Origin of the sequence: Enterobacter sp. 2VL, from assembly GCF_005503595.1 — a bacterium.
Lineage (GTDB): Bacteria > Pseudomonadota > Gammaproteobacteria > Enterobacterales > Enterobacteriaceae > Enterobacter > Enterobacter cancerogenus.
Window position 1 is genome coordinate 233,537 of record NZ_SCNE01000001.1, and the last position, 20,141, is coordinate 253,677.

At 55.1% G+C, this 20,141-nt stretch carries 20 protein-coding genes; 7 read left to right on the top strand and 13 right to left on the bottom strand.

Translation table 11 applies throughout. From position 1 onward, the window contains the following. Positions 1-12 precede the first annotated feature (12 nt). The 10 genes from FFS28_RS01190 to FFS28_RS01235 all read right to left on the bottom strand — a co-directional run bounded on the left by FFS28_RS01190 (position 13) and on the right by FFS28_RS01235 (position 11,462). The gene (locus FFS28_RS01190; protein ID WP_101737796.1) at positions 13-1,374 is read right to left on the bottom strand and encodes a TolC family outer membrane protein; all 1,362 of its coding nucleotides are present in this window, start codon (positions 1,372-1,374) and stop codon (positions 13-15) included. Next, positions 1,374-2,687: an HlyD family type I secretion periplasmic adaptor subunit gene (locus FFS28_RS01195; protein WP_137848516.1), complete on the bottom strand. Its 1,314-nt coding sequence runs from the start codon at positions 2,685-2,687 to the stop codon at positions 1,374-1,376. Before FFS28_RS01195 ends, FFS28_RS01190 begins: the two co-directional genes overlap by 1 nt. Then, positions 2,680-4,404: a type I secretion system permease/ATPase gene (locus FFS28_RS01200; RefSeq protein WP_137848517.1), complete on the bottom strand. Its 1,725-nt coding sequence runs from the start codon at positions 4,402-4,404 to the stop codon at positions 2,680-2,682. Before FFS28_RS01200 ends, FFS28_RS01195 begins: the two co-directional genes overlap by 8 nt. 576 nt (positions 4,405-4,980) lie before the next feature. Then, positions 4,981-5,484 carry a 2-thiouracil desulfurase family protein gene (locus FFS28_RS01205; RefSeq protein WP_058608889.1) on the bottom strand — a complete coding sequence of 168 codons (504 nt, stop codon included), beginning with the start codon at positions 5,482-5,484 and terminating at the stop codon, positions 4,981-4,983. A gap of 86 nt (positions 5,485-5,570) precedes the next feature. Further along, positions 5,571-6,239, bottom strand: a complete 669-nt coding sequence (locus tag FFS28_RS01210) for an epoxyqueuosine reductase QueH (RefSeq protein WP_006175027.1) — start codon at positions 6,237-6,239, stop codon at positions 5,571-5,573. Between the two features lie 203 nt (positions 6,240-6,442). Further along, positions 6,443-7,057, bottom strand: coding sequence for a Tat proofreading chaperone DmsD (gene dmsD / locus FFS28_RS01215; protein ID WP_137848518.1), 615 nt, complete (start codon positions 7,055-7,057; stop codon positions 6,443-6,445). A 40-nt stretch (positions 7,058-7,097) separates the two neighbouring features. After that, on the bottom strand, positions 7,098-7,952 hold the full coding sequence (locus tag FFS28_RS01220; RefSeq protein ID WP_137848519.1) for a dimethyl sulfoxide reductase anchor subunit family protein: 855 nt from the start codon (positions 7,950-7,952) through the stop codon (positions 7,098-7,100). Position 7,953: 1 nt separating this feature from the next. Then, on the bottom strand, positions 7,954-8,571 hold the full coding sequence (locus tag FFS28_RS01225; RefSeq protein ID WP_137848520.1) for a DMSO/selenate family reductase complex B subunit: 618 nt from the start codon (positions 8,569-8,571) through the stop codon (positions 7,954-7,956). A 10-nt stretch (positions 8,572-8,581) separates the two neighbouring features. Beyond that, positions 8,582-11,020, bottom strand: a complete 2,439-nt coding sequence (ynfE, locus tag FFS28_RS01230) for a selenate/tellurate reductase subunit YnfE (RefSeq protein WP_137848521.1) — start codon at positions 11,018-11,020, stop codon at positions 8,582-8,584. 136 nt (positions 11,021-11,156) lie between these two features. Then, the gene (locus FFS28_RS01235; protein ID WP_058608885.1) at positions 11,157-11,462 is read right to left on the bottom strand and encodes a DUF1161 domain-containing protein; all 306 of its coding nucleotides are present in this window, start codon (positions 11,460-11,462) and stop codon (positions 11,157-11,159) included. Between the two features lie 69 nt (positions 11,463-11,531). Between FFS28_RS01235 and FFS28_RS01240 the strand changes: the two genes are divergently transcribed. After that, the gene (locus FFS28_RS01240) at positions 11,532-12,278 is read left to right on the top strand and encodes a YnfC family lipoprotein (RefSeq protein ID WP_474210599.1); all 747 of its coding nucleotides are present in this window, start codon (positions 11,532-11,534) and stop codon (positions 12,276-12,278) included. Positions 12,279-12,295: 17 nt separating this feature from the next. On the opposite strand, the gene speG is transcribed toward FFS28_RS01240, so the two are convergent. Both speG and FFS28_RS01250 read right to left on the bottom strand, forming a co-directional pair. Next, positions 12,296-12,856: a spermidine N1-acetyltransferase gene (gene speG / locus FFS28_RS01245; RefSeq protein WP_006175035.1), complete on the bottom strand. Its 561-nt coding sequence runs from the start codon at positions 12,854-12,856 to the stop codon at positions 12,296-12,298. Further along, on the bottom strand, positions 12,856-13,194 hold the full coding sequence (locus tag FFS28_RS01250; protein WP_006175036.1) for a DUF1283 family protein: 339 nt from the start codon (positions 13,192-13,194) through the stop codon (positions 12,856-12,858). Before FFS28_RS01250 ends, speG begins: the two co-directional genes overlap by 1 nt. Before the next feature lie 153 nt (positions 13,195-13,347). Between FFS28_RS01250 and FFS28_RS01255 the strand changes: the two genes are divergently transcribed. The 5 genes from FFS28_RS01255 (at position 13,348) to FFS28_RS01275 (ending at position 19,171) form a co-directional block, all read left to right on the top strand. Then, positions 13,348-13,674, top strand: a complete 327-nt coding sequence (locus tag FFS28_RS01255) for a YnfA family protein (RefSeq protein ID WP_088207371.1) — start codon at positions 13,348-13,350, stop codon at positions 13,672-13,674. Positions 13,675-13,784: 110 nt separating this feature from the next. Beyond that, the gene (gene rspA, locus FFS28_RS01260; protein ID WP_006175038.1) at positions 13,785-14,999 is read left to right on the top strand and encodes a starvation-sensing protein RspA; all 1,215 of its coding nucleotides are present in this window, start codon (positions 13,785-13,787) and stop codon (positions 14,997-14,999) included. Positions 15,000-15,013: 14 nt separating this feature from the next. Then, positions 15,014-16,033: a Zn-dependent oxidoreductase gene (locus tag FFS28_RS01265; RefSeq protein ID WP_137848523.1), complete on the top strand. Its 1,020-nt coding sequence runs from the start codon at positions 15,014-15,016 to the stop codon at positions 16,031-16,033. A 73-nt stretch (positions 16,034-16,106) separates the two neighbouring features. Continuing rightward, positions 16,107-17,486, top strand: a complete 1,380-nt coding sequence (locus tag FFS28_RS01270) for an MFS transporter (protein ID WP_006175040.1) — start codon at positions 16,107-16,109, stop codon at positions 17,484-17,486. A 221-nt stretch (positions 17,487-17,707) separates the two neighbouring features. Continuing rightward, positions 17,708-19,171 carry a mannitol dehydrogenase family protein gene (locus tag FFS28_RS01275; protein ID WP_088207369.1) on the top strand — a complete coding sequence of 488 codons (1,464 nt, stop codon included), beginning with the start codon at positions 17,708-17,710 and terminating at the stop codon, positions 19,169-19,171. 43 nt (positions 19,172-19,214) lie between these two features. Here the strand turns inward: FFS28_RS01275 and ydfZ are convergent, their stop codons facing one another. Continuing rightward, entirely contained in the window at positions 19,215-19,418 is a 204-nt protein-coding gene (gene ydfZ / locus FFS28_RS01280) for a putative selenium delivery protein YdfZ (RefSeq protein ID WP_006175042.1), read from the bottom strand. 288 nt (positions 19,419-19,706) lie between these two features. On the opposite strand from ydfZ, the gene FFS28_RS01285 reads away from it, so the two are divergent. After that, complete coding sequence (locus FFS28_RS01285) at positions 19,707-20,138, top strand: universal stress protein (protein ID WP_088207368.1); 432 nt, start codon at positions 19,707-19,709, stop codon at positions 20,136-20,138. The last annotated feature ends 3 nt before the right edge of the window (positions 20,139-20,141 follow it).

Consider the following 20,141-nt stretch of genomic DNA (forward strand, 5'->3'; position numbering starts at 1 on the left):
TTTATTTTACAATTATTGAGCGAAATAGGTGTCCAGTAACATGACGTTGTCATTGTTTATTTCGCCCGACTGCGCGAGCAAACTGACCCATGCTTTTATGACAGCATGTTTTTCAGCAGTAAGCTCAACGTTGGTTTTATAGAACGCCTGTTCGGCGTTAAGTAAATCGATATTCATGCGCTGGCCCGCCTGAATACTTTTTTTAGTGGCGTCAATCTGTCGTCTTGCGGCCTCCACCGCCGAGGTATAGGCCGCAATCCGTTCTGGCGCATGCAGGCATTTATTCAAGGATTTTTTAATTTCGCTGTAGGTTTTCAGGCGCTGCGCGTCGTGAAGGTATTTGGCCTGCTCATAGCGGGCAGCAGCCTGCCGGACAGACGCTGACACGCCTCCACCGGAAAACAGATCCATGCTGACGCGCAGGCCAACGCTGTCGGTACGGTATTTTTGATTAATGGTGTTGTCGTTGCTTGAGTCATTCTCCGAATGCAACGCGTAAAGCTGAACCCGGGGCAGGGCACCCGCTCGGCTACGCTCGATCTCATAGCGTTTTTCCTCGACACTCTGCCCGGCAGATAGGATCTCGGGATTATGCAGGGCGGCCTTTTGCTCCCAGTACTGATAGCGGGTGGATGCCAGCGGCAGCTCCAGCGGCTTTTCGCTGAGGGTGGGCAGCGCGGCGGTGTCAGGCAGGCTGATACCCACGATCGCCGAAAGCGCAACGGTGGCTGTATCCAGCGCATCGCGCGCTTCTACCTCATCAGCAACCGCCAGACTGAGCGCCGACCGGGTCTCGGTGACGTCGGTAATTGAACCTTCACCGGACTCAAACTGGCGCTGTGTCTGCTTTTGCTGCTCTTCGAGTCCCTGACGATGCAACGCCGCAAGCTGCAACCGCTGGGACGCCTCGGCAACGTCCAGCCAGGCCGTGATGTAACGGTTTTGCAGATCAACCAGACTGCTTCGGTAGCGTTCGTCAGACTGCATTTTTTTGATGATGCCGATGCGATAGCTGGCATAAGCGTCGTAATCAAATAACGGCTGAACCAGGGTCAGCGATCCGGAATAGCTGTCGTACTGTTGGTGTTGAACCACCTCTGTGCGCTCGCCCAAAAAATTTGACTGCTGATACTGCTGTCGTTGCCAGTTACGCGGCGCGCGCTGGTAGCTGACGCTCAGTTTTGGCAGCAAACCTGCCCGGCCTATGGGGATGTACTCTTCTCCGGCAAGCTGATCCTTAACCGCAGCCAGATACTGGGGATCGTTGTCCAGCGCCATAAACCAGCCCTGCGAAAGGGTTAACGCGCCTGTTGAAAACGGCGTAAGCAGCGCGATAAGCGCTAAAGCGCGTTTTAATTTGCCAGTGAACACCATTATTCCTCTATAAAAGACTGTGACGCACGATCCAGGATCGGTTTCATCAGATAGCTCAACAGCGAGCGTTCCCCGGCTTTGATAAATACCTCGACGGGCATGCCGGGTTTAACGTCTTCTTTTTCCAGTGTTTTCATGCCATCGGGTGAAACCGTAATCTGAATTTTGTAATAAGGTTTTTGTGTGGCGGGGTCGGTCTGACGGTCCGCTGATACCAGCGACACCTGGGCCGGAATTTTAGGCGTCTTTTGCTGATTAAAAGCGGTGAACATCAGGGAGACGGGCATACCCTGGTGGACTTTATCGATGAGCGAGACATCGAGCTGTGAGTCGACAATCAGAGAAGAGGATTGCGGCACCAGCTCCAGCAGCTGCTCCCCGGCGCTCACAACGGCGCTTTCGCTGGCAAGCGCGAGGTTCATGACAACCCCATCCTGCGGGGCAACGACCCGGGTCTGCGAGAGATCGACATCCGACAGCGTCAGCTGTTTTTTACTTTCGCTGATTTGCAGGCGCAGCTGGTCAAGCTGGGTTTCAATCTCTTTCCGGTTGTCGGCCAGGCGCTGCTGCATGCTGCGTTGAAGCTGTGCGATCTGATTGCCTGACTCCACGATTCGGCTGCGGGTTTCGCCCAAATCGCCTGCCCGCGATGCAGATTGCACCTGAATGTCGAGATAGCGGTTACGGGGGAAATAGCCCTCGGCCATCAGCGGCTTCAGGTCTTTCAGTTGACGATTAAGCAGCGCGAGCCCGCTTGCTTTGGTCTCGGCAGTTCGGACAAGCGCATCGCGCTGGCGCTCCAGCCCGGCGATGGCCTGCGCGTCGTTTTGCTGCGCGCTTTCCAGCGCCTCCTTCCTTGCCGCCATGAGCTGGCGTTGCTGAACAATAATGGGTCGGATGACCTCTTTCAGCGCCTCTTGTTGCGCTTCAGGCGGTAGTTGCAGCTCGCTGACACCGGCCAGTTCTGCCTGGAGGCGGCTTTGCGCGATAAGGGCCGTCAGGTATTGCAGGCGGGCGGCGCTCAGTTGCGCAAGCGTCGATCGCTGGCTCAGCAGCACCAGAAGATCGCCCTTGTGTACCGTCTGGCCCTCTTTGACGGCAATGTGCTTCACCACGCCGCCAGTAGGGGCCTGAATGGCCTTACGGTATCCGTCAACCATCACCGTTCCGGAGGCAACCACGCCTTTGTCCAGCGGTGCCAGGGCAGCCCAGAGCAGGAAAGTGCCCAGACCGGCCAGTAATACTGTCCAGCCAAGGCGGACAAACGGGTTAACGTTAACGGCTGGCGTCAACAGCGCTTCGCGGTTATGCATGGGCTTTTCCTTGTCCTGCGGGCGCGGTTTTCGGCTGATTCGCCGGTCGGGCTGCGTGCTGTAAGAGCTGTGATGTCGGGCCGTAAAGCTTTTGCTTTCCGCCTTCCAGAACCAGAAGGTGGCTGGTGAGGGGGAGGATCCCAGGCCGATGCGAGATGATCACCACCGTTTTTTTCTGCTGACTGAGCTGGCGGATGACCTGCTGCAAGGCCAGCTCACCCTGTTCATCAAGGCTGGCGTTAGGCTCATCCAGTATCACCAGCGCGGGATTGCCATAGAGCGCCCGCGCCAGGCCAATGCGCTGCTTTTGCCCGCCCGAAAGGGTCGTACCCTGTTCGCCAATCAGGGTGTTGTAGCCGTCGGGCATGCGCAAAATCATCTCATGTACACCTGCCAGCTTTGCGGTGGCGATGAGCAGAGGTGAATCGATCTCGCCAAAACGCGCAATATTCTCGGCGATGGTGCCGGTGAACAGCGACACGTCCTGCGGCAGATAGCCTATCCCCGGCCCGGCGTGTTGCTTCTGCCAGTGGTAAATATCAGCGCCATCCAGCCTGACATCGCCTTCACCGGCAGGCCAGACGCCGCATAACACTCTGGCAAGACAGGATTTTCCCGATGCACTGGCCCCCACAATACCCAGCACTTCTCCGGGTTGTACCTGTAGATTGATAGCGTGCAGAAGGGGTTGCTGCGCATTTCCGGGTGCGCTGACGGTCAGGTTCTCCACCGTAAGAACGCCCTGGGCCGCAGGCAGGCACACACTCTCCTGCACCGGAGGGTAGTCGCGGATCAGACAAGACACGCGTTCCCAGGCCTGTCGGGCAGACCGATATCCCCGCGCCACGCCGATGAGTTGTTCAACCGGAGCCAGCGCTCTACCCAGTAAAATGGAGCCTGCAATCATCATTCCCGGTGAAATGTCACCCAGAATCGCCAGCCAGCAGCCCAGTCCCAGCATCAGGGACTGCAGCGCCATGCGCACCGTTTTGGTGATGGCAGACATCAGCGCAGCCCGTTCGCTCGCTGCGCCCTGGCAATACAGGAACTGTTGATGCGCCCGCCACCAGCGGGTTTTAACGTTATCCGTCATCCCCAGCGCCAGCAGGATCTCGGCATTTTGTAGGGTGCTGTTTGCCTGATGGTTAGAAAATAGCGCATGGCTACCCGCTTCGTTTAACAGCGTACGGGTCATTTTTTCGTTAATAAACGCCAGGCCCAACAGAAGAAAAGCCCCTGCAAGCGAAAACAGGCCAAGCCAGGTGTTAAACAGAAAAATGACGCCGACATAGACGGGAAACCAGACTGAATCAAAAATCGCAAATAGCGCCGGGCCGGTAATAAACTGGCGTAAGGTCGTCAGATCGCTGATGGCCTGGCCGGCGTTCGGGCTGCGCTTCACCCGATTTTTTTCGCATGCAGCGGTGTAGAGTGCTGGCGAAAGGGCGTTATCAAACTGATTACCTAACCTGATAATGACGATGCCCCTGACATAATCCATGAGTGCCATAATGGCAAACATAAATACCACCAGCAGCGTCAGCATAAACAGGGTTGCCGTATTCCCGGAGGGCAATGCCCGATCGTATACCTGCAACATATAGATGGAAGGCGTAAGCATCAGAATATTTATTACTGATGAGAAAAAAGCAACGGTGAGGAATATCCGCGTGCGCTGATGTGTAAAATTCTTAAATATCCCCAAGGGTTCATTCATTTTTTAGACTCTGGCGTTGTTCCGGCACGACCCGGGGATGAATATGCGCGTCATTAAAAAGAAAAACAAAAAATTAACAATTAATATCAGGCCATACCTACATTGCGCGGGATAAATGACCACATTGAGTGAATTACAAGCTTATAAAGATGTAACCCTATAAATAGTAAAGGAAAAGCTATGTGTGCTGATAGGTTGCCCGCCTGCCGCAAGGCGTTCATTTGCCTCGCGTAAACCCAATGCAGGCTTACGGGGATTATGTATAAACCATCGTCATCAGGATCGCAACAAACAATAATAAATATAGGCGCTTCATGTAAAATTCTGATTACTTAACTCTGTCTAATAATGACAGTGAATATCCTGAGCGGGCAGTTACGCCTTTTGTTATGCGCGCCTGTAAAAACTTTTTAAGACTTAGCTTATGCGTGGCGTTAACCATTTTCCGGGCAGGGCGAAACGCTGAGGATATTATTCTGAAAATTGAAGCGAGAGGAGTAATAAATAAAGCATACGCGTAATGACACGGCTGGCTTCAAAAATGTCCGCTTCCGGCACGAAGCGGAATAGCTCAATTCAGGAGGTGTGTCCGTCTCTTTCTTCAATCCACTGCACCAGCTCTGCCACCTGAGCTTCAGAGAATACCGCGATACCGTGTTCGGAAAGCAGTGATGCCGCGACTCCCATACCGGGTTTGCGGGTATTGTTAAACGAACCGTCATAGATAGTCTGGCTCCCGCACGTCGGACTGCCGTCAGTTAACAATGCGGCGCAACATCCTGATTCCTGGGCTGCCCGCAGGGCCAGCCACGCAGCGAGCTGATAGTGTTCGGTAACATCCTGTCCGGTATTCTCAACTATTCTGCCGTGGCCGTGCATGACATCGTGACCGTCCGCTAACTGAATTTCAGCTGGTGGACGAGGAACAGGCAGCCCGGCGGCCAGTTCAGGACAGTGGATCACTAAGCGTTGTTCCTGTTGCCACTGAGATAACTGAGCGATCACCCTTGCTTTATCACTTCCGTTATAACGAACCCGGAAACCCATCAGGCAGGCACTTACGAGGATTTTGTTTTTCATCTTTTTTTTGGTTTTGAGAGGAGTTCATACAGCAACAGAACGTAAAGCTGAAAAAAGGGGCTTTTTCAGCTTAGTGTGGGCAGAGCTTATTTCCCTTCGTCCTCTTTTCCGTAATAGAGTTGTCCGAGTTTAATCAATGGTCTGCCCTGCGATTTACGGTGCATGTTGGTATCACGCAGTGAATAGACGCAACCACAATACTCCTGCTGGTAAAACTGTTCGCGCTTGCTGATCTCAATCATGCGCGATGATCCGCCTTGCTTACGCCAGTTATAATCCCAGTACACCATTCCCGGGTAACGGGCAGCAGCACGTTGTCCGCAGTCATTGATCTGTTGCATATTCTTCCAGCGGGAAATCCCAAGCGAGCTACTTATTACGCTGAAACCATGTTCCGCCGCATAGAGAGCCGTGCGCTCAAAACGCATATCAAAACACATGGTGCATCGAACGCCGCGCTCCGGCTCCCACTCCATGCCTTTCGCGCGTTCAAACCAGTTGTCAGTGTCATAATCTGCATCGACAAAAGGGACGCCATGTTTCTCGGCGAAGCGAATATTCTCCTCCTTTCGGATGAGATACTCTTTCTGCGGATGTATATTCGGATTGTAGAAGTAAATGGTGTAATCAATGCCCGACGCCTGAATGGCCTCCATGACCTCCCCGGAACAGGGGGCGCAGCACGAGTGCAACAACAATTTATCTGCACCGTCAGGGAGTTGTAGTTTTGGTCGTTCAAATTTATCAAGAGCCATAAGTCATTTTTTCAGCAAAGGATACTTGCGAAAATTGTAGCATTTAAAAGGGTGTTGGAAGAAACGCGATAAGTATCAGGAACGTCTGATACGGCGTTTAACCTGACTGAAAAGATCTGTAACTCAGTGTATGACAAGCGTAGAAATGTCAGCGACGCTATGATGAACCAGGCTTACTCCACATCAAGCAAGCCTGGTGTTTATTAGCGGTAAAGCGGCTTATCCGCCACCGGAATAAGCAACCTTGACTGCCAGTCTGCCAGGGTCAGCTGCGCGAGTTTACCCAGCGCGATATAGAAAGGATGTCCTGCATTTTCAACAAACTCGGACAAAAAGCGCGAGCTCCACGGCAGCAGGTGCCAGGCGAGAAGCTGATCGCGTTCCGCCTCGCGGCCATTTTCAACAAGCCATGCGGCCAGCAGCAGCAACGTGCCGAAGTGGTCTTCCGGTTCGTTTTGCTGCATCTCAAAATGGATGTTGTTATCGCGCATCCACTGGCGCAGCACGAGAGTGGAATCGCCAAACAGCACAGATTCACGATCCAGCCAGACGGAGCCCCACGGTGGCGCGGGCAGTGCGTACGGGCCGACGAACAGGCGTTGCCAGGCTTCAGGGAGTGACTCATCCGCAGGCGTATTAAACGCGTCGGCGATGGGCAGCAGGGTCTCCTGATCCAGCGGCCAGGCCTGGTACCAGTCACCTGCAGCGATGGCCTCCACCAGCGGCGCAATCTGCTCGCTGTTCGGAGCAAAATAAAACAGTGCGCCTAATACTCGGGCGCTAAACGCGAACGCGTCGTTCTCAGAAACTTCATTCATTACAGCATTCCTTTCTCGTGCGGGTTGCCCCGCACGCTTATTAACCCGCAATCGCCATACCGACGGTCATGTGCAGACCATAGAATAACCCACGACCCAGCAACTCGCCGAGAACAACCAGGATGACGCCTGCAAAAAGACCGAAGGTTCGCGGCGTCTGACGACGAACCAGCGGGCAGAGCCAGCAGCCTAACCCGGCTGCGACCAGCACAATACGTGTGGTTTGCAGCAAACCATAGTCCGGCAGCAGGGCGCTTGCCTGCTGAACGGAGCTGTGAATCATCGCTACATCAGCGGTCTGCATGACGATAACCGCGACGCTCGCCACCAGCGCGAGCACGCTCACCGAGGCGAAAACAGTGCCTTTAAACGGTGCTCCGGCAGCGCGTAGTAACAGCGCCGCCAGCAGAGGGCCACCCAGCGCAGCGGTCAGGAAAAAGGCCAGCGTGGTGTAGCTCGTGTACCAGGTGGGGACAGTTTCAATCTGATAGACGCGGGTCATCGCCCAGACGAACACCACGCCCAGGATCTGACTCACGATCATCCATACCTTGCCGAGCGCAGGCGGCATTTTACCTGTCACCGATATCAGCCACCAGAAACCGCCCACCGCAAAGAATACTGAACCGGCGGCAATCTCGTTGCTCAGACCCGAGGCACCGATGCGGTTCAAAGAGTTAAAAGCGCGAAGGGGGGAGCCAAGATGGAGCACTGAGGCTATAAAGCCGATCCCCATCACCACCCAGAGAAAGAACATGCTGCGGACAATCCGCGCCTTCACCGCCTCGTCTTTTTCCATAAACCAGGTCAAACCGCAGACGATCAACGCCCCGACCACGCACTGCCCGAACACGGTGAAGATCACCAGCGGCCATTCATGCCATCCACTTCCCATCTCACACCTCCTTCGGGTTTGCCAGATAGCCCGTGGTATCCCCGGTCGGGCGGCTGTTGGCGTTAGGTTTTATCACAATGCTCGGCTTCGTGAAGTGCGCGGACGGCAGCGGCGCAACCGCCGCCAGCTGGCCGTGCTTTTTACGCAGCTCCTCAATCGGGCCAAAGTCCAGCGCGCGCAGCGGGCAGGATTCAACGCAGATCGGCTTTTTGCCGTCCGCCACGCGGGTATGGCAACCGTCGCACTTGGTCATGTGCCCTCTGGCAGCGTTGTACTGCGGTGCGCCGTACGGGCAGGCCATGTGGCAGTAGCGGCAGCCGATACAGACATCTTCGTCCACCACCACAAAACCGTCCTCACGCTTGTGCATCGCGCCGCTCGGGCAGACCTTGGTACAGGCCGGATCTTCGCAGTGGTTACAGGCAATCGACAGATAGTAGGCAAACACATTCTGGTGCCAGACGCCGTTATCCTCCTGCCAGTCGCCGCCCGCGTATTCGTAGATACGGCGGAAGCTGACGTCCGGGGTGAGGTTTTTGTAGTCCTTACAGGCCAGCTCGCAGGTTTTGCACCCGGTGCACCGACTCGAATCAATAAAAAATCCATACTGGGTTGTCATCGGTTACTCCTTACGCCTTCTCGATCTGCACCAGATTGGTGTGCTGCGGGTTGCCTTTTGCCAGCGGCGACGGGCGGTGCGTGGTCAAGGTGTTGATGCACGAACCATGGTCAACGCGATCGCCGTTCATGTTGGCATCATGCCAGGCCCCCTGGCCCATAGCGCTCACGCCCGGCATGATCCTTGGCGTGACCTTGGCCGGAATGCGCAACTCGCCGCGCGCGTTGAACACGCGAACCATGTCGCCGTTCTTAATGCCGCGCTGGCGGGCATCGACAGGGTTCAGCCACACCTCCTGACGGCAGGCGGCCTGCAGGATATCCACGTTGCCGTAGCTGGAGTGGGTGCGCGCCTTGAAGTGGAAGCCGAACAGCTGAAGCGGGTAGGTGCTGCGCTCAGGGGCGTCCCACCCCTCAAACGTCGAGGCATACACCGGAAGCGGGCTGATGGTTTCATCCTTGCCCAGCTCCCATGTACTGGCGATAGTTGCCAGCGCGCTGGAGTAAATTTCGATTTTTCCTGACGGCGTTTTGAGCGGGTTTGCCTGCGGATCTTCGCGGAATTTTTTATAGGCCACAAAGTGTCCCGCCGGATCTTTGCGTTTGTAGATCCCCATATTTTTCAGCGCGTCGTAGGACGGCAGCAGCGGATCTTTTTCGAGCATTTTCGCATACAGATACTGCAGCCACTGCTCCTGGGTGCGGCCTTCGGTAAAGCGTTGATGAATATCCGGCCCGAGGCGTTTCGCCACTTCACTCATGATCCAGTAGATAGGCTTGCGCTCAAACTTCGGTGCGGTGACGGGCTGAAGGAAAATCAGATACCCCATGTTGCCTGCATAGTCGTTAGGAATAATATCTTCCTGCTCTACGGTCATCAGGTCGGGGAGGAGAATATCCGCGTACTTCGCGGACGAGGTCATAAAGTTGTCGATGACCACGATCGTTTCGCATTTACTTTCATCCTGCAAAATGTCGTGGGTTTTGTTGATGTCCGAGTGCTGGTTGATGATGGTATTGCCGGCATAGTTCCAGATGAATTTGATCGGAACATCCAGCTTATCTTTGCCGCGCACGCCGTCGCGCAGGGCGGTCATCTCCGGGCCTCGGGCAATCGCATCCGTCCAGCTAAAGCAGGAGATCTGCGTCTTTACCGGGTTATCCGGCAACGGCATACGTTCGATGGTGATGGTGTAAGTTGATTCACGGGCACCGCTGTTGCCGCCGTTAATGCCGACGTTACCGGTCAAAATCGGCAGCATCGCGATCGCGCGTGACGTCAGCTCGCCGTTAGCCTGACGCTGTGGCCCCCAGCCCTGGCAAATATAGGCTGGTTTCGCCGCGCCAATTTCCCGGGCAAGCTTAATGATACGGTCCGCAGGAATGCCGGTAATGCGCGACGCCCACTCAGGCGTTTTCGCCGTTTTATCGTCGCCCTGACCGAGAATATAGGCTTTGTAATGGCCGTTGGCAGGCGCGCCTTCCGGCAGCGTTTTTTCATCGTAGCCGACGCAATAGTTATCGAGGAAGGGCTGGTCGACGAGGTTTTCATTAATTAATACCCACGCAAGACCGGCCACCAGCGCGGCGTCGGTACCTGGACGAATGGGGATCCACTCATCTTCGCGTCCGGCGGCGGTGTCGGTGTAACGCGGGTCAATCACGATCATGCGGGCGTTTGAACGCTCGCGGGCCTGCTCAAGATAGTACGTGATCCCGCCGCCGCTCATGCGCGTTTCGGCCGGATTGTTGCCGAACATGACCACCAGTTTGGTGTTCTCAATGTCCGAGGTGCTGTTGCCGTCGTTACTGCCGTAGGTGTACGGCATCGCGCAGGCGATTTGCGCCGTGCTGTACGTGCCATAGTGGCTGAGAAAACCGCCGTAGCAGTTCATCAAGCGCGCCACCAGCGAGGCGTAAGGGGAGGAGCGGGTAATATTGCCGCCGACAATCCCGGAGGAGTAGTTAATGTAGACCGCTTCGTTGCCGTACTTTTCCACGACGTGTTTGAGGCTGTCGGTGATGGTATTCAGCGCTTCGTCCCAGCTGATGCGCTCAAACTTGCCTTCACCGCGCTTACCGACGCGCTTCATCGGGTAATTCAGACGATCGGGGTGATTGATTCGACGACGGATCGAACGCCCGCGCAGACAGGCGCGAACCTGGTGATTACCATACACGTCGTCGCCGGTGTTATCCGTTTCGACCCAGTACACTTCGTCGTCGCGAACGTGCAGGCGCAGAGCGCAGCGGCTTCCGCAGTTAACCGAGCAGGCCCCCCAGACGACCTTATCGTCAGCAGGCGTGACGGCGTTTTGTACCGCGGCGGCGGCACGCTTCAGACCAAATGGCAGCGATAGCCCACCGGCGGCAAGCGCCAGCGATCCTATTGCCGTAGATTTCACCAGAGTTCGGCGGCTAATTCCGCCGTGATGTTCAACATCAGACATGACTCACCCCATCATTGTAATTAACTATTATTTTCACCCGTGATTACAACCGGGCTAATGATGGGGTGAATGTTACTTATTTGGGGGTATTAAATATTAATCCTCGTCAAGGGAAAGGGTATTGATAAGCAGAAAATTACTGAGGCTCGCTCGGTGCATTTTCCTGCGTACCCGCGCCACTTACGGGATAGTTACCGCTGCTTGTGCGGGTGTACAAAATTTTAAAGGTATCGTTGGCACAATGCCCAACAACCTGTGCATCGGGCTGGTCGGCCTGATCGTTCGGAACGATGTTGAGCGTAAAGCCTGATTCCGGCACGCCGTTGTTAATGATTTTCTGCTGAATATCGCTTTTCACGCGCTCGCAAGAATCCGGTGCAGCCAGTACGGCCGGTGAAGCACTTAACAGCAGCAGGGCGGTAGTCCAGGTTAACCGTTTCATCTGTAGCTCCTTTTCTCTGTGTGTAGATTAATTTTAGCAGGGATCGTGTAAACAACTGTATTTGCTAATATGATTGGGAATAATCTCTCTGTATCGGTAAATGATGTGAAGAAATATGTAGCGATAACCCTTCTGGCGACAGCGCTGGCAGGGTGTGACGACCACTCCGCACCGCTCAGTTTTACGCCGGAGATGGCGAGTTTTTCAAATGAATTTGATTTTGATCCCCTGCGCGGCCCGGTGAAAGACTTTACCCAGACCTTGTTCAACGACAAGGGTGAGGTGACGAAAAGGGTCACCGGAACGATGTCGGAAGAAGGCTGCTTCGATACCCTGGAGCTGCACGATCTGGAGGCCAATACCGGCGTGGCGCTGGTGCTCGATGCAAACTATTACGTCGATGCCGAGACCCAGCAGCAGAAGGTCAAGCTGCAGGGAAAATGCCAGCTGGCGGAGCTGCCTTCCGCAGGCGTGACCTGGGACACCGACGATAACGGATTTGTTGTCGCGGCCCACGGCAAAGAGATGGAAGTGAAGTATCGTTACGATGCGGATGGCTACCCGCTGGGCAAAACGACCGTATCGGGCGATCAACATCTGTCGGTGCAGTCGACGCCGTCGAAGGATCTGCGCAAAAGAATGGATTATACGGCGGTAAGCCTGCTCAATGACAAGCCGCTGGGTAAAGTAACGCAGAGCTGCGACTACGACAGCCGCAATAATCCGGTGAGTTGCGAGCTGGTGATTGCCAATGACAGCGGAAAAAACGCCGTTGAGCACAAATACACCATCAAAAACACGATTGAGTATTACTGAGTGAACAACCGCGCAGGCTACTGCGCGGTCGGTTTCAGAAGGGTCGAGCCTGAAGCTTTATGTTCCGCCAGATGCTGATGCTGGAAGATACACATGCGGATGGTGTTGCGGTATTCACCGTTAATAAAGAACTCATGAATCAGCTCGCCTTCCACCATAAAGCCAAGCTTGCGGTAGATGTGGATCGCCTTTTCGTTCTCTTTATCAACAATGAGATACAGCTTGTAGAGGTTAAGGACGTTAAATCCGTAATCCATGGCCAGCTTTGCCGCCCGGGAGGCGAGACCTTTTCCCTGATGTTCAGGGGAAATGATGATCTGAAATTCCGCCCGGCGGTGAACGTGGTTAATCTCAACCAGCTCGACCAGCCCGGCTTTCTCGCCTTCGCACTCAACGACAAAACGGCGCTCGCTTTGATCGTGGATGTGCTTGTCGTACAGATCCGACAGCTCGACAAACGCCTCGTAAGGCTCTTCAAACCAGTAACGCATCACGCTCGCGTTGTTATCGAGCTGATGGACAAAGCGCAGATCTTCACGCTCCAGCGGGCGGAGCGTGATGTCATATCTTGCCGCCATTAGGGTGCAACCACACGGCCAGTGCGGCGATCCAGACAGCGCAGGGTGTTTGGCTCCCAGTAGGCGTTGGTGTTGGCGCTTTGCTGGCATTTATCACGCGCATCAAACGCAACATCTTCTTTATCCCACTCTTTCTCGGCGCGTTTATTCACCTTCTGACGAAGACTGCGGGTGTCATTCCATTGTTCCTTGTCCATGGCGGCGTTCTGACGGCTTTGTGCGCTATCACCAGACTCAATGATGAGTTTGCTGGTTTCAGCGGAGGCTGTGTTGATCATTGCGCACGTTGACAGCGCCAGCAGGGCGGTCAGACAAAGGCGTTTGCTTAAAGTAGTCATAGCGTGTTCCTTGAATAGCGGTGCAGACAGGCAGTATAACCCGTTCGAATTCTACACCAAACCAAAATGGCGACATACCCGCACAGCAGGTATGGAAAACGTCATTTAATTATCGCGTATGATGGTTAAATCAAACATCACAGAACGATAAAAATGCTCAAAACGACACTGCTTTTTTTTGCCACCGCGCTGTGTGAAATCATCGGCTGCTTCTTGCCCTGGCTTTGGCTGAAGAAGGGGGGATCGATAGCGCTGTTGATCCCGGCGGGCATTGCGCTGGCGCTGTTTGTCTGGCTGCTCACCCTGCATCCCGCCGCCAGCGGGCGCGTGTATGCCGCTTACGGTGGGGTCTACGTGTGTACCGCGCTGTTGTGGCTGCGCGTGGTGGATGGCGTTAAATTAAGCCTGTATGACTGGTCAGGCGCGCTGATTGCCCTGTGCGGCATGCTGATCATCGTCGCCGGTTGGGGGCGCAGCTAGCGCCCTGTTTTTGTGATCGCTCGCTGATTTTATGATCATTATACTTGTATGGTAGTAGTGTAGTTGCGTAAATTTCCTGCATCACAACGAACGATGTAAGGAACCGGATTATGAAGATTGTCGGGGCTGAAGTTTTTGTTACCTGCCCAGGGCGTAATTTCGTCACCCTAAAAATTACCACCGATGAGGGGATCGTTGGCCTGGGCGATGCCACGCTGAATGGACGCGAGCTGTCCGTTGCCTCTTACCTGAAAGATCATCTTTGCCCCCAGCTGATTGGCCGCGATGCGCACCGCATCGAAGATATCTGGCAGTTCTTCTATAAAGGCGCTTACTGGCGTCGGGGGCCGGTCACCATGTCTGCCATCTCGGCCGTGGATATGGCGCTGTGGGATATCAAAGCCAAAGCGGCCAACATGCCGTTGTACCAGCTTCTTGGCGGCGCATCGCGCGAAGGGGTAATGGTTTACTGCCACACCACGGGCCATACCATCGACGACGTGCTGGAAGATTACGCCCGACATAAAGAGATGGGCTTCAAGGCGATCCGCGTGCAGTGCGGCGTGCCGGGAATGAAAACCACCTACGGTATGTCTAAAGGAAAGGGGCTGGCGTACGAACCCGCCACCAAAGGCGACTGGCCGGAAGAGCAGCTGTGGTCCACGGAGAAATACCTCGACTTCACGCCGAAGCTGTTTGACGCCGTGCGCAACCGGTTTGGCTTCAATGAGCATCTGTTGCACGACATGCATCACCGCCTCACACCGATTGAAGCGGCGCGTTTTGGCAAAAGCATTGAAGCGTACCGCATGTTCTGGATGGAAGACCCGACGCCTGCCGAGAACCAGGAGTGCTTCCGCCTGATCCGCCAGCACACGGTCACGCCGATTGCGGTGGGCGAAGTGTTTAACAGCATCTGGGACTGCAAGCAGCTTATCGAAGAGCAGCTGATCGACTACATCCGGACCACCATTACCCATGCGGGCGGGATCACCGGGATGCGTCGCATTGCGGACTTTGCTTCGCTCTACCAGGTGCGTACCGGCTCGCACGGCCCGTCGGATCTCTCGCCGATTTGTCACGCCGCAGCGCTGCATTTCGACCTGTGGGTGCCAAACTTCGGCGTACAGGAATATATGGGCTACTCCGAGCAGATGCTGGAAGTCTTCCCGCACAGCTGGCGCTTCGATAACGGCTACATGCATCCGGGCGACAAGCCGGGGCTGGGCATTGAGTTCGACGAGAAGCTGGCAGCGAAATACCCGTACGATCCGGCGTACCTGCCGGTTGCGCGTCTTGAAGACGGCACGCTGTGGAACTGGTAAACGAGGAGCGAACGATGAAAAGCATAGTGATCCAACAGCCCGACGCGCTGGTGATTGAAGAGCGCCCGATCCCGGTACCTGCCGCAGGCGAAGTGCGCGTCAAAATCTCCCTGGCGGGCATTTGCGGCTCAGACAGCCACATCTACCGTGGGCATAACCCGTTCGCCAAATATCCGCGCGTGATTGGTCACGAGTTTTTTGGCGTGATCGACGCCATCGGCGAGCACGTGGAAGCGTCCCGTCTTGGCCAGCGCGTGTCGGTTGACCCGGTTATCAGCTGCGGCCACTGCTACCCGTGCTCGGTGGGCAAACCTAACGTCTGCACCTCGCTGGTGGTGCTGGGCGTTCACCGCGACGGCGGCTTTAGCGAATATGCCGTGGTGCCCGCCAAAAACGCATGGCCAATCCCGGATGCCATCCCTGATAAACATGCGGTGATGGTCGAGCCGTTTACCATCGCGGCCAACGTCACCGGGCAGGCAAACCCTGGTGAGCAGGACGTGGCGCTGATCTACGGCGCAGGTCCGATGGGGCTGGTCACCGTTCAGGCGCTGAAGGGCGTGTATAAGGTGAAACAGATCATCGTGGTCGATCGTATTGACGAGCGGCTGGCGATGGCGCAACGCAGCGGCGCGGACTGGGTCATCAATAATGGCGAACAGTCTCTGGAGGCTGTGCTGGAAGAGAAGGGCATTAAACCTACGTTAATTATTGATGCCGCCTGCCATCCGTCGATTTTACAGGAGGCCATTACGCTGGCCTCTCCGGCGGCGCGTATTGTCCTGATGGGCTTTTCCAGCGACCCGAGCCAGATTGTTCAGCAGGGCATCACCGGCAAAGAGCTGTCGATATTTTCCTCGCGCCTGAATGCCAATAAATTCCCGGTCGTGATCGACTGGCTGGAAAGAGGGCTCATTGACCCTGAAAAACTGGTTACCCATACCTTTGACTATCACCACGTTACAGACGCAATCGAACTGTTTGAAAAAGACCAGCGGCAGTGCTGCAAAGTCTTGCTCACGTTCGGCCAATAATAATTCACGCGGTTAAGAGCCTGCGCAGACAGGCTCTGAGTGGTACGCATCTTACCTTTTAGAGATAGCCATTATGACTCAAGCACAACCTCAACGATCCACGTCCGACCTGGTAAAAGCCGCCGTCTCCGGCTGGCTGGGCACCGCGCTGGAGTTTATGGATTTCCAGCTCTACTCGCTTGGCGCCGCACTGGTGTTCCATGAAATCTTCTTCCCGGAACAGTCCGCCGCGATGGCGCTGATCCTCGCAATGGGCACCTACGGCGCGGGCTATATCGCGCGTATCGTCGGCGCCTTTATCTTCGGCAGAATGGGCGACAGCATCGGACGTAAAAAGGTGCTGTTTATCACCATCACCATGATGGGGATCTGTACCACCTTAATTGGCGTATTACCGACCTACGCGCAGATTGGCATTTTCGCGCCGGTGCTGCTGGTCACGCTGCGTATCATTCAGGGCCTGGGCGCCGGGGCGGAAATCTCCGGGGCAGGGACCATGCTGGCGGAGTACGCGCCGAAAGGAAAGCGCGGCATTATCTCCTCCCTGGTGGCCATGGGCACAAACTGCGGCACGCTGAGCGCGACGGCGATTTGGGCGGTGATGTTCTTTGCGCTTGACCGCGAAGAGCTGGTTGCCTGGGGCTGGCGCGTGCCGTTCCTTGCCAGCGTCGTGGTGATGATCTTTGCCATCTGGCTGCGAATGAACCTCAAGGAAAGCCCGGTATTCGAGAAAGTGAACGATGCAGAAGCTGCCGCACCGCAGGCCGTACAGGACACCTCTCTGGGCGCGATGTTCAGAAGTAAATCGTTCTGGCTGGCCACCGGGCTGCGTTTCGGTCAGGCGGGCAACTCAGGCCTGATCCAGACGTTCCTTGCGGGCTATCTGGTGCAGACGCTGCTGTTTGATAAAGCCATTCCAACCGATGCGCTGATGATCAGTTCAATCCTCGGGTTTATCTCCATTCCGCTGCTGGGCTGGCTATCGGACAAGGTGGGACGCCGGTTGCCTTACATCATTCTCAACATCTCGGCGATCGTTCTGGCGTACCCGATGCTGTCGATCATCGTTGACAAGAGTTATGCCCCGGGCGTGCTGATGCTCTCCATCATCGTGATTCACAACGTGGCGGTGCTGGGGCTGTTTGCCCTGGAGAACATCACCATGGCGGAAATGTTTGGCTCGCGAAACCGCTTTACTCGCATGGCGATTTCGAAGGAAGCCGGCGGCCTGGTCGCGGTGGGCTTTGGTCCGGTGCTGGCAGGGATCTTCTGCAACATGACCGGCTCATGGTGGCCTATTGTGGCGATGCTGGTGGTTTACTCGCTGATTGGGCTGGTCTCTGCACTCCTGATGCCTGAAGTGCGCGACCGTGATTTGAGCGACGCTGAAGATGCTGCCGAAGTGCCTCAGAAAGAGCGTGCGGCATACGGGGCACTCTCCACCCGGCGTTAATGGTTTATATGTTATGGGATATGTCACACAACTTATTGTTCATGTCACACCACATGGCAAAAAGTTAATATAAATCAATATCTGAAATCGACGTATCAGTATGGTTGATGGCAGTCCTTTTTTTCTCGCTACTGCCATTCTAGTTGGTGTAGTCAGCAGGCGCTGTCGCTCTTGCCGGAGCGGCAGCGGTTCTTAGCTTTCTAATTTAACGAGTCACAATCATGGAAAATCGGTTATTACAGGCGAAGGCCACGCTGCCTCAGTACGATCGTGAACGCCTCAACGCGCGTATTGTTCACCTGGGCTTTGGCGCATTTCATCGCGCACATCAGGCGGTCTACGCCGACATTCTTGCCGCAGAACACGACAGCGACTGGGGATACTGTGAAGTGAACCTGATCGGCGGTGAACAGCAGATCGCCGATCTGAACGCGCAGGACCATCTCTACACCGTGGCGGAAATGTCTGCCGACGCCTGGACCTCCCGCGTCGTGGGGGTGGTGAAAAAGGCGCTGCATGCCCAGGTTGATGGGCTGGAAGCTGTCCTGTCGACGATGTGCGAACCGCAGGTGGCGATTGTTTCGCTCACCATTACCGAGAAAGGGTACTGCCATTCGCCTGCCACCGGGCAACTGATGCTCGATCATCCGTTTATCGTAGCGGACCTGCAAAATCCTCATCAGCCAAAATCTGCACCGGGCGTTGTGGTTGAAGCGCTGGCGCGGCGTAAGGCAGCCGGCCTGCCGGCCTTTAGCGTCATGTCCTGCGATAACATGCCGGAAAATGGTCATGTGATGCGCAACGTTACCTGCGCCTACGCGCGTGCCGTGGACGCTGAACTGGCAGACTGGATCGATGCCAATGTGACCTTCCCGTCAACCATGGTCGACCGTATCGTCCCGGCGGTCACGGCCGAGACGCTGGATAAAATTGAACAATTGACCGGCGTTCGCGATCCGGCTGGGGTGGCCTGCGAGCCGTTCCGTCAGTGGGTGGTGGAAGATAACTTTGTCGCCGGGCGTCCACAGTGGGAAAAGGCCGGCGCTGAGCTGGTATCAGACGTTATTCCTTTTGAAGAGATGAAGCTGCGTATGCTTAACGGCAGCCACTCGTTCCTGGCCTATCTAGGCTATCTGGCGGGTTACCAGCACATTAACGACTGCATGGCAGATGCGAACTACCGCAAAGCCGCTCACGCGCTGATGCTGAAAGAGCAGGCCCCAACGCTGAAAGTGCAGGGTGTGGATTTAAGCCATTACGCCGATCTGCTGATCGCGCGTTACAGCAACCCGGCGCTGCGTCACCGCACGTGGCAAATTGCGATGGACGGCAGTCAGAAACTCCCGCAGCGTATGCTTGATTCCGTGCGCTGGCACCTGGTCCATCAGCAGCCTTTCCCGCTGCTTGCATTGGGCGTGGCGGGCTGGATGCGCTATGTCGGCGGCGTGGACGAGCAGGGTAATGCCATCGAGGTAAGCGATCCGCAGCTGGCGGCGATCCAGTCAGCGGTAAACAGCAGCGCAGAAGGCGAGAGCCGCGTGAAAGCGCTGTTGGGTATCGAGGCGATCTTTGGCAAAGAACTGCCGCAGGAAGCTGTTTTTGTCGATGCGGTAATGAACGCGTACCAGATGCTGCTACAGAAGGGGGCGAAGGCCACGGTGGCGCAATACGCGGCGCAGGGTTAATGCTTTACATGCCGCCGTTCGCGGCGGCATGGCTTTGTGCCTGTTAGTGCATTCCCAGGCGAATCAGTTCAATCGGTTCAAATTTACCGTCACAACCTTCGACTTCCACCGTTTTGCTGCGACGCACCTGTGCGGCATCCAGCCCGGTGCTGTGGATCGCTTTAATAATCCCGGTGCGGCCCGTGCCGTTAATCATTACGCGGCTGCCGGTGGTGATTGCGTTGCGGTTACGGTCATATGTCATCATGGTAATTTCTCCTCTCTAACCTATCCGTTACGGCGCTATTCTGACCGCGCCATTCACGGGCACTATAAATACGCCTCTCTTTAACGATTGTTTTTGTTTTTGATCAAACTCACACTTTTTTCTTTGTTACGGCCCGCGTTGACGCTTCTGAACCGCTATTTACAAAACGGACAAATGTTTTCATGAACTGATAGTTTACCCGCGTTAACGTTGAGGGTTTGTTTATAGTGCGAATGGCACTCTGGTTACAGGAAATACCCCTTTCATCTGAATTAAGGAGTCAGGCTTATGTACAAAAAGATTTTGATGCCTGTTGATGTGTTTGAAATGGATTTGAGTGACAAAGCGGTGCGTCATGCGGCTAATCTCGCCAAAGCGGAAGGCGCCTCAATCACCCTGGTTAATATCCTGCCCGTCAGCGGCCGCTCGTTACTACGCGGGTTCAATGCGGATATTAAAAAGTTTGAAGAGTACATGACCACCGAGTCTGATAAAAAAATGACGGCGTTAAAGCGCTTGTTTGATATCGACCCGGACAAAATTGAGTGCAAAGTGCGCTTTGGCAGCGTGCGCGATGAAATTATTAAAATGAGTAAAGAAGGGGATTATGACGTGATCGTTATCGGTTCGAAAAACCCGAGCATCACAACCCATTTACTCGGCTCCAACGCAGAGTCTATTCTGCGCTACGCCAGCATCCCGGTATTAGTTGTCCGCTAACGA